Raw genomic sequence first — 15,055 nt, 5'->3', positions numbered from 1 at the left:
GAATGACTAGAACAAAAAAAAGGGATTTAATTTTTGTTGGACCTTTGCCACCTCCGATATTAGGAGAGAGTATCGCTCTTCAATCTTTATACAATTCTGATAGGCTGCACAGGCAGTATAAAGTGAAAAAAATCAATTTAAGTCGCAAAGATTTTGAACATCCTGGCGCCCTTTCTTTTGATAAATTGTTTCACGATTCTTTTGCCATTGGCTATTCGATCTTGCTGTCCCTTCGGATGAAAAATCCGATTTTGTATATTTCAATTTCACAAACAAAAATGGGACTTTTACGAGATTGTGTAATGATTCAAGCCTGTAAAGTAGTAGGGCGCGGCAAAGTAGTGAGTCATTTGCATGGGAACAATTTAGGTGGGACGATTGACGCAACTTCTGGAATCACAGAAAAATTTGTTGTCAATACGCTGAAAAAAATTGATGTCGGCATTGTGTTAGGTGAAAAATTGTCAACTAATTATCGCGGTTATGTCAACCGCATTGAAGTAGTATCTAACGGCATACCTGCAGACTTCATCTTAAAAAATGAAGTGGGTCAAGCGAAGAAGAGCGGACCACTTTCTCTTTTGTATTTAAGTAATCTGATGTTCGAAAAAGGCTATGTCGAACTAATCAAAGCAACGACTGCTTTGATCAAAGAAGGCCATAATCTTCGGTTAGACTTAGTTGGTGGAATTCAAAACGAAAGTGAATTTCAAGAAGTACAACGCTATATTGCGACAAATGAGATGGAGCAGCATATTCAATACCATGGTCTCAAGCAAGGAGAAGAGAAAAAACGCTTTTTCCTAGAATCAGATATGATGGCTCTGCCAACTAAATACAAAGTAGAAGGTCAGCCGATGTCCATTATCGAAGGAATGGCCGCTGGATTGCCGATTATTTCTTCAGACCGGGGAATCATCGCAGAATTGATCAAAGACTGCGGAGTTGTCGTTGAACCGACAGTTGAAGGCGTCAAAACTGCGATCAAAGCTTTGGTATCTGATGATGCAGAACGTATGCGCCTTGGGAGGGTGAGCCGAGAAACATTTGAAGAATTTTATACGGAAGACAAATACACTGATTCTGTAGTTGCCATTTTTGACAAACTTTAAATGGAGACGGCTTTTTTGCATGCTCTCTGGAAAAGGAAGTGCCATATGCTACGTAAAAAGAAAATTACTTTTGTAATTAATTATTTTTATCCGGATTTAGCTGCGACCAGTCAGTTGATGACAGAGCTGACTGGGTATCTTCAAAAAGATTTTACGATTACGGTAATTGCAGCGCAGCCAGGGTATGCCGGCGAAAATCATCAAAGCAAAAAACTCTTTGAAGAAGGATATGTAGAAACGATTAAAGTAGTTCGCATTAAACTACCCGAGGTGAATAAAAACTCGAAAGTTAGTCGATTAAAGTATATTTCTTCTTACTTTTTCTTGGCCAATATTGCTTTATTGAAAGAAAAAGGAACCGATGTCATCTTCACGATTTCTCAGCCCCCTGTATTAGGTGGATTGATCGGCACTATTGGTAAGTTGTTGAAACGTTCGAAGCATGTTTATAGTATTCATGACTTTAATCCCGAACAAGCTCAGGCAGTGGCCTATACTAACAATCAGTCCGTTTTTAAAATCGCGAAAATAATCGATAAACTAAATTGCAGTTACGCAGACCAAGTGCTGGTCGTCGGTGAGGACATGGCGGAAACCTTGAGAGGCCGTTTTGAAGATGAGACAGTGCCAAATTATACCGTTATTAGCAATTGGACAGATGAAGATGCTATTGTGCCAATTGAAAAAAGCGAGCCTGCGATACGTGGATTTTTGGAGACGCATGGCTTAAAGGACAAGTTTATTGTCATGTACTCAGGAAATCTAGGGCTCTACTACGACCTAGAGAACTTGATTCAAGTGGCGGACAAATTTAGGGAGCAGCCTGATATTGTCTTCTTATTTATCGGAGAAGGCGCTGTAAAAGAGCGGATTCAACGATATGTAACTGAAAAAAATCTAGAAAACGTGAAGTTTTTGCCTTATCAACCGAAAGAATTTCTCAAGTATTCATTGAATTCGGCGGATGTTCATTTAGTTGTCAATCAAAAAGGCATTAAAGGTGTTTCTGTGCCAAGTAAAATTTATGGGGTTATGGCAGCAGGAAAGCCAGTTCTCGGTGTTTTGGAACAAGGAAGCGAAGTGCAACGTTTGATTTTTGAAAGTGGAGCAGGAGTGGTCATTGAACCGCAAAATTATGAGGGTGTTATTCACGCTATTCATTATTTGCATAGCTTAGATCCAAGGGAACTAAAAGCGATGGGCTTAAAAGGTCGTGCTTATCTTGAGGAAAATTTAACGAGAGCTACCTCTATCAACAAATATCGTCAAGTACTCCAGGCAGTGGCAGACAACTCACCGCTTGAACATTCTTTTCAACCAAAACAATATAAAGAAGTTGTCCACAAAAAATAATTACAGTTTAAAAAACCACTTCTGAGAAATCAAATGATTTCTCAGAAGTGGTTTTTTAATGTGGATTTTTGATAAGCAAACAAGTAAATTGCAAACACGTGATGTCTAGATAACTAACAAACTAAAAAATGCCTTTAATTTCTAAAAAAAAAGAATAATAAAACAACTTAGAAAGCTTGATTTAATAGCATTCGGGATGTTAAATAGGTAAATATATCTGATATTTCTAATTTATTAGAAAATTACATTGAAATATTAGGTATTTATATATATAATAGGGTCATGCCTTACTAGAAAGATTGAAAATAGTGGTTACTTAGTTTTGCTTTAGGATAAAAATTACCTATGTAATTTTTACGGGTTCATTATTTTAGTTGTTAAATAAGTATAAAGGACTATTTTTTATGGAGTTGGATAGAGAGAAGGAGGACTTACTATGAGATTAGTTTTGTTATCAGGAGGATCAGGAAAACGCTTGTGGCCGCTTTCTAATGATGCACGGTCAAAGCAGTTTCTTAAAGTATTGAGTGATGAAGATGGCAATAAAGTTTCTATGGTTCAGCGGGTTTGGAAACAAATCGAGCAAACAGGAATGGCTGAAAACTCCATTATCGCTACGAGTAGCTCACAAATAGATATGATCAAAACACAATTGGGGCAAGAGGTTCATGTCGTTACTGAACCAGAGAGAAGAGATACATTTCCAGCAATCGCTCTTGCAGCTGTTTATCTCTATTCTGTCCAGAAGTGCGGATTGGATGAAGTAGTAGGAATGCTGCCAGTGGATCCTTATGTTGAGAATCGATTTTTTAATCGTGTTCAGGATCTGGAAAAAGCATTGCTTGAGTCTGGTGCAGATTTAGCATTAATGGGAGTGAAACCAACGTACCCTTCTGCAAAATACGGTTACATTATCCCAAAAAATCAAGAAGATAATTCCTATTTGACAGTAGATTACTTTAAAGAAAAGCCAACTGAGCAGCAAGCGGAAGAGTTAATCGAACAACATGCTTTATGGAATTGTGGAGTATTCGCCTTTAAATTGGGCTATATCATAGATCTGTTAAAAGAAAGAGGAATGCCAATCGAGTACGCTCAACTGCTGAGAAACTATCACCGTCTTCCAAAAAACAGCTTTGACTATGAAGTTGTTGAACGTACAGCTCATATTGTGTCGCTGCCCTATGATGGGTATTGGAAGGATTTGGGTACTTGGAATACGTTGACAGATGAAATGGCAGTCCAAATAACAGGCAAAGGAGTTATTGGCAAAGGAGTAGAAAATTCTCATATTGTCAATGAACTTGACATCCCAATCACTTTGCTTGGATTAAGTAATGTAGTTGTAGCAGCAAGTCCAGATGGGATTTTGGTGACAGATAAAGACGCTAGTACGAAAGTAAAAGAATATGTAGAAGGCTTTAACAGCCGTCCGATGTACGAAGAGCGACGGTGGGGGTGGTACCGTGTATTGGAATATACGCGGTATGCAGAAGGTAATGAAGTATTGATCAAGCGGCTGGGCATAAATGCAGGGAAAAATCTTAGCTATCAAATGCATTATAAACGCAGTGAAGTGTGGACCATTGTTAAAGGAGAAGGGATTTTTGTTTTTAATGATCAATTAAGCCATGTCAGAACGGGCGATGTCATTCACATTCCTTTAGGTGCTAAGCATACATTAAAGGCCACAACCAATATGGAAATTATCGAAGTTCAAACTGGTAGTGAACTGATTGAAGAAGACATTTTCCGTACTTCGCATGAATGGGAAGAAATTGAAGAAATTTGCAAAGAAAAGTTAATCGCTCGCTATGGATAATGTAAGAAAATTTCTAAGTATAAGTGACTTGCTATTTCCATGATGGGAGGAGATCTCATGTATAAGGAACCGGTTTTTTTAAAACCGATTTTTCAAGAAAGAATTTGGGGTGGAGGCAAACTGCAGGAATTGTTTAATTACGATATTCCTTCGCAGACGACAGGAGAAGCATGGGTCATATCTGCTCATGAAAATGGACCGTCTATTGTCATGAATGGTGAACTGCAAGGAATGAGCCTATCGGAAGTATGGTGGAATTACCCACAGTTATTCGGTTCAAGAGTCACCGATAGTGAGTTTCCGTTACTCGTAAAAATTCTCGATGCAAATGACCAGTTGTCTGTCCAGGTACATCCCAATGATCAATACGCTAAAGAGCTTGTTGACAAGCCTAGTGGAAAAACAGAATGTTGGTATATTTTGGATTGTGAAGAAGATGCCGAAATTATTATTGGGCATCAAGCGCAATCGAGAGAAGAGTTTCAGCGGCTAATGATCAAAGGAGAATGGGGAAAGTTGTTTCAAAGTCTCAAAGTGAAAAAAGGAGATTTTGTGTATGTTCCGAGTGGGACGCTGCATTCGATTGGTAAAGGCATTGTGATTTTGGAGACACAACAAAGCTCTGATATTACATTTCGTCTCTATGATTATGACCGTATCGATCAACAAGGAAAAAAACGGGAATTACATTTGGAACAAGCATTGGCTGTGATGACTTGTCCACATAGGCAAGTCATACAAGACAATTTAAAAGAACAACTAACAGATCTAGAGTCTACTCGCTTAATTGAAGGAGAATTCTTTACGGTTTATCATTGGAAGCTTGGTGGAAAGGTCGAAGTCCCATTAACGACTCGTTTTCTACTAGTCAGTGTTATCAATGGTACAGGTCAAATTGTAACTGAGGAAAGTGTTTCCACAGTAAAAAAAGGTGATAACTTTATTGTGCCAGCGACTATCGGTAATTATTTTATTGATGGAAATCTAGAGATGATCGTATCTCATACTTAAACACAATTGTAATTATCTTAATATTTAAAAGTAACTGAAAATAATTTGCGCTTTACAAGAACTTTTGCTGAGTATCGCAAACTGTTCAAGTCTTGCGAGTTAAATTTTTCAAACTACAATTCAGGAATTATCGATGATGAAAGAGGCACTGGTCAGCGCTACACGCAAAAGAACCTGTTTTTTGATAACAGTAAGGTTCGCGTCGAGTAGAAAAAAGAAATCGATGTCCTGAAAAATCGAAAGGCGGGTGAATACTATGACAAAAAAAGTGACAAAGGCAATTATTCCAGCAGCAGGTCTTGGTACTCGATTTCTTCCAGTAACGAAAGCGATGCCAAAAGAAATGCTGCCAATCGTAGACAAGCCGACTATTCAATATATTGTCGAAGAAGCGATTGCATCAGGAATTGAAGACATCATTATTGTTACGGGTAAAGGAAAGCGTGCCATTGAAGATCATTTTGATAAAAATTTTGAACTCGAAGATAATTTGTTTAAAAAAGGTAAATTTGAACTTCTTGAAAAAGTTCAACATACCTCAAATGTAGAAATTCATTACATTCGTCAAAAAGAACCAAAAGGTCTTGGACATGCGGTTTGGAGTGCGCGTAAGTTTATTGGAAATGAACCTTTTGCGGTGCTGTTGGGGGACGACATTGTAAAAGCTGAAAAACCATGCTTAAAGCAGTTAATTGATCAGTACGATAAAATGCAATCATCTATTATTGGGGTCCAGCAAGTTCCGGAACATGAAACGCATCGATATGGAATCATTGATCCAAGTGGAATCGATGGACGCTGCTACGAGGTTAGCAATTTTGTGGAAAAGCCAACTTTGGGAACTGCCCCTTCAAACTTGGCGATTATGGGACGCTACATTCTTGAACCTGAAATTTTTGATTTTCTTGGTACACAAAGTGCTGGAGCCGGTGGAGAAATTCAATTAACCGATGCTATCCAAAAACTTAACGAAGTGCAGAATGTCTACGCTTACGACTTTGAAGGCAAGCGCTATGATGTGGGTGAAATGCTCGGCTTTTTGCGGACAACCATTGAATTCGCTTTAGATAGCCCCGAATTTGGAAAAGACGTAGAAAACATTATTAAAGAATTAATGGCCGGAAAATCAGCTGCACCACTACTTTAGTTCGGGGGGAACGGTATGAAAATAGCTGTCATAGGAACGGGATACGTCGGGCTGGTAACCGGCGTAAGTTTAGCTGAAATTGGTCATCGAGTTAGCTGTATAGATGTCAACGAAGAGAAGGTTGCAAAAATGCAACAAGGGATATCACCTATCTATGAACCGGGACTTAGTGAATTAATGACAAAAAATATCAATGAACGGCGGTTAAGTTTTACTAGCAACCATCGCGAAGGGATCGAGCAAGCAGATGTGATTTACATTGCTGTTGGAACTCCTGAAAAAAGTGATGGCTCTGCTGACTTATCTTTTGTGGTTCAGGCGGCACACAATATTGTTGACTGTATCAATCACAATGTCATCGTCGTCATTAAAAGCACGGTGCCAGTCGGGACAAATGACATGATTAGTGAAATCATGCAATGTCATTTGACCAGTGATATAGAGGTCGAGGTCGTTTCGAATCCTGAATTCTTAAAAGAAGGATCGGCCATTTACGACTCATTTCACGGAGACCGCATTGTTATTGGCGCAAACAGTGAACGCGCAGCTAGCCTAATTGAGCAGATCAATCAGCCGTTCCAGGTACCTGTTTTTAAAACCGATATAAAAAGTGCTGAAATGATCAAATATGCGTCCAATGCATTTTTAGCAACTAAAATCAGTTTTATCAATGAAATCTCTAATATTTGCGAATTATTAGGGGCAGATATCGAAAATGTATCAAACGGTATGGGGATGGATCAACGAATTGGGAGTCAGTTTCTAAAAGCTGGAATTGGTTACGGAGGATCCTGTTTCCCGAAAGATACAAAAGCATTAATTCAAATCGCGGGAAATGTCGAGTATGAATTCGAGTTGCTAAAAGGCGTAGTTAATGTCAACAAAAAACAGCAGGGAATCTTGATTGGAAAGTTAAATGACTGCCTTCCGAATATCCTGGGTAAAAAAATTGCCGTATTGGGACTGGCCTTTAAACCAAATACAGACGATTTACGAGAATCAGCTTCGATTCTTGTGACGACAGAATTAATCAAGCAAGGTGCAGAAGTTGTGGCATACGATCCTATCGCAATGACTAATGCGAAATCCATTTTAGATCCGCTTGTTCAATATGCGGTATCAATTGAAGAAGCTATTGAAAATAGTGATGCCGCATTAATATTGACGGATTGGGATGAATTTAAAAATGTAGATTTAGCAGTATTCAAAAAGATGAAAAAGCCACTCGTTATTGACGGAAGAAATTGTTTCTCTGTAAAGGAAATGGAGAGAAACGGGATTGACTATTATTCAATTGGTAGATCTGTTCCAGCAAAAATAGCTGAAGTGGCGTCCATCTGAATAATAACGAGAATTTATAATGAAAGTGGTGATTCAAATGTCAGTGTCCGCACCTGAAAAAGAAAAAATAGATCTAAATATAAGGTATAGCGAAACGGTATTTGAAAGCGTAAAAACAAATACGAGCAATGGTTATTTGTACACGAAGCGCTTTCTTGATATTGTCGGTTCGCTAGTGGGGCTGATTATGTTGATGCCTTTGTTTCTACTTATCGGTCTGCTGATTAAAATGGAAGATCCCCAAGGTCCTGTATTTTTCAAGCAGAAAAGAGTAGGGAAGCATGGTGGAACCTTTGATATGTACAAATTTCGATCAATGGTCTGCAATGCAGAAGACTTAAAAGCTTCTTTGCAGCAGCAAAATGAAGCTTCAGGGCCTGTATTTAAAATCAAGAGCGACCCACGAATTACTAAAATCGGGAAATTCATTAGAAAAACGAGTATTGATGAATTGCCTCAACTAGTTAACGTACTCAATGGCGATATGACGGTTGTCGGTCCAAGACCCGCGTTACCAGATGAAGTGGCACAATACACAAATTATGAAAAGCAACGCATAAGCGTAACTCCAGGATTGACTTGTTTTTGGCAAGTTAACGGGAGGAGTAATATTAGTTTTCAGGAGTGGGTTGAAATGGATTTGGAATATATTCGCACTCGAAATACAACGATGGATATCAAACTGATTTTTAAAACTATTTTGGTGCTATTCGGCTCGAAAGATGCGTATTGATACATGAACTCACGCTTCAAACGAATTCCTTAGTTGAATTAGGGACAACCGACGCATGGAATCTACATAAGGTCCTTGCAGAAGAAGATAAGCGATACATCAGAACTCGGGGACATCAATAATTGAGTTGATGTCCCATAGCTGGGTCTACACGAAAAGGGTTGAGGAAGTGAGTATTGGAGCGGTACCATCTTTACGCTTCCCTATTTCTAAATGAAAGGAGGTTTGGCGAAATGATAGAAACGATTAGCTTGCGTGAAATTTATGGGATATTAAAAAATAGAATTCGCTTGATTTTGACTGTCACAATTGTAGCTATGATTATTACGGCATTGGTATCGTATTATTTAGTTACACCCATCTATCAAACATCTACTCAGTTGCTTATTAGTCAACAGCGCGGTGAAGTAGTAGTAGATAGTCAAAGCATCGAAGCCGATTTGCAATTGGTCGCTACATACAGTGAAATTATTAAGAGTCCGGTGATACTCGAGCAAGTGATTAGTCAATTGGGATTAGAAATGTCATTCGAAGAGTTACAAGGAAAAGTGAATGTGGAAATCGCGGAAAGTTCGCAGCTGCTCAATATAATGGTGATGGATGCAGATCCTGCTGTAGCTGTCGGTATCGCAAATAAAACTGCTGAAATTTTTGAAGCTGAAATTATCGAACTAATGAATGTCGATAATGTTTCGATTTTATCACCGGCCGTAGTCACAGAAAGTCAGGCACCCGTATCGCCAAATCCTCCATTAAACATATTGCTTAGCGCAATTGTCGGACTTCTAATTGGTATGGCCATGGCCATGATCTTACGCTATTTGGATACGACACTCAGAAGTGAAGAAGATGTTCAGAACGTTTTAGGAATACCGGTCCTCGGCGCAATTTCACCGATGAATGAAGAAGAGGACATCCCGGCTAATGAGCCGATTGCCTTTAAGCGTAGGGAGGCATAAAATGGTCGGACAACAGAAGAAACCAGAAGTGAAAAACAGAAAATTGAATACCTTTACTAATCCCAAATCACGCGTGTCAGAGCAGTTTAGAACATTGCGAACGAATATTCATTTTACTTCTCCTGATGGAGATATCCGTTCGTTGGTCGTCACATCGGCTTCTCATTCGGAAGGAAAGTCAACTACGGCTTCGAATTTAGCGATTGTTTTTGCTCAAGAAGGCAAGCAAGTTTTATTCATCGATGCTGATATGAGAAAACCGACTATGCACCATACATTTAATATTGCCAATACAAGAGGGCTTTCAACGGTATTGAGTCGTCAAATCGCATTGAAAATGGCAATTCAGCCTGCTGAAATTAAAAACTTAGACCTTTTGCCATCTGGTCCAATTCCACCGAATCCTGCAGAGTTGCTGAGTTCGAATCATATGGATTTTCTTCTTGAACACGCCTTAGACACCTACGATTTACTAATCTTTGATACACCACCCGTATTATCTGTCACAGATAGTGTGATTTTAGCGAATAAATGCGAAGGTACAATTTTAGTGGTGAACTCAGGAAAGACCGAAAAGGCCTATGCGCTTAAAGCAAAAGAAGCCATTACTACTGCGACAAAAGCTCGCTTGCTCGGTGCCGTGCTGAATAATGTCAAAGTTCAACAGGAAAGTGATTATGGGCAGTATTACGGAGTTGAAAGATAGTAGATTCCGAGTAGTTGAACGGTGAAATTCTATTCTGCTGACTCTGTACCAAGGCACTAAGCTTTAAAAGTAACTTTTCTATATATACAGTAAAAAAGTTCAATCAGTTATTGATTGAACTTTTTTGTATTTTATTTTGTCCGTTGTTGTAAACTGATTGGACGAAGCGTCCCCCAACGAGAAACGTCTATAGTCACTTGCAAGTCACGCGCTGCTTCAAGTTGAGGGCCCATTCCTTGTTCGACATAAAATTGTTCTAATTGTGGTGCAGTGACGTTACCATTGTAAACAGAACCTTTAATGGCTCCGAAGAAAGCTTCATTTTCAATATGATCGATAACCGCATAGCCATCATCTGCCGATTTTAAAGTAAAATAAACAGAATCGTCATTATTGATAGAATCTGACTGCAAATCGGGGTATTGCAGCGCAACATATTCACCGTAAAATGGATCAACTGGATCAAAAGGTTCAGCTCTTAACACATACTGCTCGCCGAACCATGATGCTGCGTAATAACTAACTAGTAGAATTAAGACGACGGCTGTTTGGACGATTGGGAAGAGCCAGGTTTTCATGACGTGACACCTTCTTTCCGGCGATTGATCCACCAGGCTACAGCTGATAACAGGAACAACAGTAAAGCGCCAAGCAAGAAGAACAGCGACATGTCGAGGCGTTCCCATGCATAAATGATATAAATAACAAACTGTACAACGATGAAATAGACAAATCCTAGTCCAAGAGGTTGATTTTGGCGCTGGGCCATAATTAAGTAGGCAAGGCCACCTAATTCCGCAACAACTGCAAGGCCAATCGCTGTTTCGTCATAGAGCAATAACCCAATGGTGCCAGGAAGTGCAATCCACATGAGAGAACGGAATTTGAAAAAACTGAAAAGCAGAACGGCGATACCAGCAAAAGCTAGAGCGACGGCTTCTGCAAAATGACTTTTATCAATCAAACCAATGAACGTTTGTCCGCGAATCGCTAAGTATACGACGATTAGCATACCTGCTGTAATTAGATAAAGCGGCCGCATCATTCGCTGCTTGTTTTCAGGAATAATGGCGAACAACAAGACGAGCGCAAACAAAGTCCAAATTGGCCATAGTGTACTGTTGTAATCTACTAGAATCCATAGCATAAAACCAGAAGCGAATAGCAACATCCAACTGAATGCCAAAGAGGCAAAGGTTCGACTAAAGTAAAACCAAGCTGCTGCAATAACAATGAAGACGCTCCATTCTAGCCAACCGATTTCAGGCACAAATGAGATTAAAACAGCTGCTCCAAAGAAAAATCCGAGAACGGAATAAATAACATGCCGCCAGTAAAAGTAGTGAGCGATTGCGGCCAAAAACAGCGCCCAAGGCAAAAAGGAATTTGCCAGTGGAAAATGGAAAGTTTGTGCCACTGTCAGCAAAGTAGCACCAAACATGGCGAGACCAATGACTCTAAACAGCAGAGGATAACCAAAAGCTTGTTTCTCTGAAAAATAAGCAACACTATAAAATAACCACATTAATGACAGCATCAGCCCGACTTTAGCTCCATCAGGGATCAACTGCCAGTTTGCTGCGATAAAGCTAAAGACGGCAAGAGAGAAGAAAATGAACCCAATCATCAAAAGTAACGGTAATTTTTTAGGAGCAGGTTGACGTTTCTCGAATGCTAAAAGTCTGTCTACCGTGTCTTGATCTATTAACGAAGCTTGTTGCCATTGCTTTATTTTTTTCTCCGTATCCATAGCTAATCCCTCCGATACTCTTACTCTGATTATAGTCCTGAAATAGTAGAAATGACAGTTGTGAGAGAGGAATAAGATACATGTACCCCAAAAAAATAATGGGATGTTCAGCAAAATTAAGTTTGAGAAATTGCCTCAAATAGATTTCGGGAAAAGGACATTTTTTTAGAGTTGGCTAAGTTGAAAAGAGGACTTGGTAACCAAATTAAGAGTCAGTGAATTTTTAAAAAAATGGAAAAGTGGTTATGCGAAAAAATGTTCAACCGAATACTTAACGTGACACTAAGTCTCTTTATAGTAAAGATTTTTCTCGCTTTCTAAAATCGCTAAGTTAATAGCTTCAAGGGGTTTTTCAATCATTTGCCCATGTCCAACTGCGAGCAACTGTGGGGTTAGCTGGAGAATTTTCTGAGCACTTTCAAGAGCTACTTGTTTGTCCCAAATCGCAAAAGCAGGAAATGGAAATAATACGTTGACTGTAGCGGAAACGGCGATACCGCCGCGTGTTTGGAAAGCGTCACCGGCAACGAGAAATCGGTTGCGCGTATCAATTAATGAAATGGAACCAGGTGTACTTACGACTTCGAGTGAACCAATCGTGTCACCTTCTTCGAGAAGGCGATCAGGCGGCGTTTTGATCGTTTTCGGAATGCCACCTTTTATCGGTGAATTGGGCTCACTAGAGAGCAGGCTAGTGTCATCAGCAAGCAGGCGAGCGTCGCGCGAAGACATACTAACGACAACGTCAGGCCATTCTTGCTTGATAGCATCAAGTGCACCCAAGTGATCGATATGTGCATGGGTAATGACAATCTGGGTTAACGGTTTTTTCATGACCTTGATTGATAATAAAATCTGTTTGGCAGTAAATCCTAAGGCAGCATCAATTAAAGTTAACTCTTTTCCTTCATCTACGACATAGCAATTTATAGGGGAAAATCGGGGCATAAACGTTTATTGCTAAATAGGTCTTTTTTTGGTCATCTGCATTTTCGATTCGCTCCTCCTGAATCAAGTATAGGTCACTCTATTTTATCCTATTCAGAGGGTTTGGACAGTAAATGACAGAACTTGGACAGTATTCTATCTGAACTGGACAGTATTTTGCCAGTTTGGACAGTATTTTAAGAGAATCGGACAGTATGTCCATAAAATGGTAATATCGAAGTACTGCACAATGGGATTCGTTGAGAAAAACTGACTTTTCTTATTTTTCTCATTATAATAATGGGGAAGGAGATGTTCTTATGAGATATTTCGCGGTATTATTGCCCATGAAAGACGCTAACAAAAGTCAGGAGTTTCGAGCGCAGCACTTGGCATTTCTAGCAGCTCAGCGCAACAGTGGACAAGTAGTAGTCAATGGGAAATTTGTAGATGGCTCTGGCGGACTTGTTATTTATCGAGCTGAGTCATTTGCAAACTGTGAAGCATTGGTGAAGGCAGATCCGTACATCGTAGAAGGTGCTAGAAAATACGAAATCTTTGAATGGGAAGCGGTTTGGGCGGATAATGGTACGTAAAGGGATGGCAACAATTTGAGGAGGAAACCTGGTGCATGAGTTAAAAGGCGTTTTGCCTGTTTTGCGCAATATGAAAGAATTTGAACGCTTACTAAATAGCGATCATGAGTACATCATTTTTTTGGAAATACGGTTGGCGCAGTTAAAGCAATTGGTACAAGTCGCCAAAGCAGCGAATAAAAAAGTGATTTTGCATGTGGATTTGATTCAAGGACTGAAAACAGATGCTTATGGATTCGAGTATCTGGTTAGAGAAGTGAAACCAGATGGTGTCGTTTCAACACGAAGCAATGTTATCTCCTTGGCGAAGAAGAATAAGCTGCTGACGATTCAACGTTTGTTTTTGCTAGACAGTCAGGCGCTTGAGCACAACATCAAGTTAATCAATCAAGTGAAACCCGATTACATCGAAATTTTGCCGGGAATCATTCCTTCTGTTATCAAGGAAGTTTTCGATAAAACAGGGATCCCGGTTATTGCGGGTGGACTGATTCGGACAAAAGAGGACATTCAACTTGCTTACGATGGCGGAGCAAAAGCCATTTCCACATCACAACCAGAATTATGGAAAATATAACGGTTGACAGCGTTTTCATTAACTGATAACTTTATACTTACAAGTTAAGAACTGTGTTGGAGAAATGGAGACCCGCACTGAAGCAAGCACCTTTAAAAAAAGAGTGTCTGGTTCAGTGTGGGTCTTTTTGTTTTCTTCTAATCCGTTCTGAAGCTAAAAACAAAGGGGTGTAAAACGATGACGGAATTTTTAGCAGAAGTAATTGGTACGATGATTTTGATTATCTTTGGTGGTGGCGTTGTGGCAGGTGCAGTTTTAAAAGATTCGAAAGCGGAAAATGGTGGTTGGGTTTTGATCACGCTTGCTTGGGGTCTAGCGGTTACAATGGGTGTCTATGCAGTAGGGAATTTTTCAGGAGCGCATTTAAATCCGGCAGTAACACTTGGTCTTGCGTCTGTTGGTGACTTTCCTTGGGCAAAAGTACCCGTTTACATTGCAGCACAAATGCTCGGTGCCATTTTCGGTGCAGTTATTGTTTTCTTAAATTATTTACCGCACTGGAGACGGACTGAAGACAAAGCTGCGAAACTAGCGGTTTTTGCTACAGGTCCAGCGATTCGTCGACCATTCTCTAACTTAGTTAGTGAAATTATTGGTACAGCTGTATTAGTAATGGGCTTATTGTTCATTGGTGCTAATGACTTTACTGAAGGCTTAAATCCGTTAATCGTTGGTGCATTGATCGTTGCAATCGGGATGTCGCTAGGGGGCACGACAGGATACGCGATTAACCCTGCGCGTGACTTAGGTCCACGTATTGCACACGCTTTGCTGCCAATTCCAGGCAAAGGAAGCTCTGACTGGTCATATGCGTGGGTACCAGTTGTCGGTCCTGTTTTTGGTGGTATTTACGGAGCATTGTTTTATAAAGCTATGTTTACCGGTGCATACGATTTACCATTTTGGGTTATGAGCGCCGTCTTATTGCTAGTATTATTTGGAGCAGCAAGTGTAGAATTAAAAAAAGAGCATACAACTGCAGATACAATCGAAGAAAAACTTTCATAACTTATAATAGGAG

The 15,055-nt window shown here is 39.7% G+C and carries 15 protein-coding genes; 12 read left to right on the top strand and 3 right to left on the bottom strand.

The window, feature by feature from the left end; genetic code table 11:
• Window positions 1-2 precede the first annotated feature (2 nt).
• The 9 genes from AJGP001_RS13065 (at window position 3) to AJGP001_RS13025 (ending at window position 10,184) form a co-directional block, all read left to right on the top strand.
• Window positions 3-1,112, top strand: a complete 1,110-nt coding sequence (locus AJGP001_RS13065; RefSeq protein WP_071153316.1) for a glycosyltransferase family 4 protein — start codon at window positions 3-5, stop codon at window positions 1,110-1,112.
• A gap of 45 nt (window positions 1,113-1,157) precedes the next feature.
• Window positions 1,158-2,465, top strand: coding sequence for a glycosyltransferase family 4 protein (locus AJGP001_RS13060; protein WP_071153315.1), 1,308 nt, complete (start codon window positions 1,158-1,160; stop codon window positions 2,463-2,465).
• Between the two features lie 436 nt (window positions 2,466-2,901).
• Window positions 2,902-4,287, top strand: coding sequence for a sugar phosphate nucleotidyltransferase (locus tag AJGP001_RS13055; protein ID WP_071153314.1), 1,386 nt, complete (start codon window positions 2,902-2,904; stop codon window positions 4,285-4,287).
• 57 nt (window positions 4,288-4,344) lie between these two features.
• Entirely contained in the window at window positions 4,345-5,298 is a 954-nt protein-coding gene (gene manA, locus AJGP001_RS13050; RefSeq protein WP_058384611.1) for a mannose-6-phosphate isomerase, class I, read from the top strand.
• A gap of 256 nt (window positions 5,299-5,554) precedes the next feature.
• Entirely contained in the window at window positions 5,555-6,445 is an 891-nt protein-coding gene (gene galU, locus AJGP001_RS13045) for a UTP--glucose-1-phosphate uridylyltransferase GalU (protein ID WP_058384612.1), read from the top strand.
• Window positions 6,446-6,460: 15 nt separating this feature from the next.
• Window positions 6,461-7,786, top strand: a complete 1,326-nt coding sequence (locus AJGP001_RS13040) for a UDP-glucose dehydrogenase family protein (protein WP_058384613.1) — start codon at window positions 6,461-6,463, stop codon at window positions 7,784-7,786.
• A 19-nt stretch (window positions 7,787-7,805) separates the two neighbouring features.
• Window positions 7,806-8,519 carry a sugar transferase gene (locus AJGP001_RS13035; protein ID WP_058384614.1) on the top strand — a complete coding sequence of 238 codons (714 nt, stop codon included), beginning with the start codon at window positions 7,806-7,808 and terminating at the stop codon, window positions 8,517-8,519.
• 233 nt (window positions 8,520-8,752) lie between these two features.
• A complete protein-coding gene (locus AJGP001_RS13030; RefSeq protein ID WP_078080628.1) occupies window positions 8,753-9,478 on the top strand; it encodes a YveK family protein in 726 nt (241 codons plus the stop codon).
• Window position 9,479: 1 nt separating this feature from the next.
• On the top strand, window positions 9,480-10,184 hold the full coding sequence (locus tag AJGP001_RS13025) for a CpsD/CapB family tyrosine-protein kinase (protein ID WP_078080627.1): 705 nt from the start codon (window positions 9,480-9,482) through the stop codon (window positions 10,182-10,184).
• A gap of 131 nt (window positions 10,185-10,315) precedes the next feature.
• Here AJGP001_RS13025 and AJGP001_RS13020 read toward each other — a convergent pair whose 3' ends face one another.
• From AJGP001_RS13020 to AJGP001_RS13010, 3 genes are all read right to left on the bottom strand, one after another.
• Complete coding sequence (locus AJGP001_RS13020; protein ID WP_071153313.1) at window positions 10,316-10,762, bottom strand: GDYXXLXY domain-containing protein; 447 nt, start codon at window positions 10,760-10,762, stop codon at window positions 10,316-10,318.
• Window positions 10,759-11,934: a DUF2157 domain-containing protein gene (locus AJGP001_RS13015; protein WP_078080626.1), complete on the bottom strand. Its 1,176-nt coding sequence runs from the start codon at window positions 11,932-11,934 to the stop codon at window positions 10,759-10,761. The genes AJGP001_RS13020 and AJGP001_RS13015 overlap by 4 nt, the downstream gene beginning before the upstream one ends.
• Window positions 11,935-12,216: 282 nt before the next feature.
• Window positions 12,217-12,882: an MBL fold metallo-hydrolase gene (locus tag AJGP001_RS13010; protein WP_169835274.1), complete on the bottom strand. Its 666-nt coding sequence runs from the start codon at window positions 12,880-12,882 to the stop codon at window positions 12,217-12,219.
• Between the two features lie 299 nt (window positions 12,883-13,181).
• Here AJGP001_RS13010 and AJGP001_RS13005 point away from each other — a divergent pair, with 299 nt between their 5' ends.
• The 3 genes from AJGP001_RS13005 to AJGP001_RS12995 all read left to right on the top strand — a co-directional run bounded on the left by AJGP001_RS13005 (window position 13,182) and on the right by AJGP001_RS12995 (window position 15,042).
• On the top strand, window positions 13,182-13,457 hold the full coding sequence (locus AJGP001_RS13005) for a YciI family protein (protein ID WP_071153312.1): 276 nt from the start codon (window positions 13,182-13,184) through the stop codon (window positions 13,455-13,457).
• 31 nt (window positions 13,458-13,488) lie between these two features.
• Window positions 13,489-14,034 carry a glycerol-3-phosphate responsive antiterminator gene (locus AJGP001_RS13000; protein WP_058384621.1) on the top strand — a complete coding sequence of 182 codons (546 nt, stop codon included), beginning with the start codon at window positions 13,489-13,491 and terminating at the stop codon, window positions 14,032-14,034.
• A gap of 177 nt (window positions 14,035-14,211) precedes the next feature.
• Window positions 14,212-15,042: an MIP/aquaporin family protein gene (locus AJGP001_RS12995; RefSeq protein WP_078080625.1), complete on the top strand. Its 831-nt coding sequence runs from the start codon at window positions 14,212-14,214 to the stop codon at window positions 15,040-15,042.
• The last annotated feature ends 13 nt before the right edge of the window (window positions 15,043-15,055 follow it).

It is taken from the genome of Planococcus faecalis, from assembly GCF_002009235.1.
Classification (GTDB): Bacteria; Bacillota; Bacilli; order Bacillales_A; family Planococcaceae; genus Planococcus; species Planococcus kocurii.
Note: the sequence above shows the minus strand (reverse complement) of the source record. Positions and strands in the feature narration are given on the sequence as shown.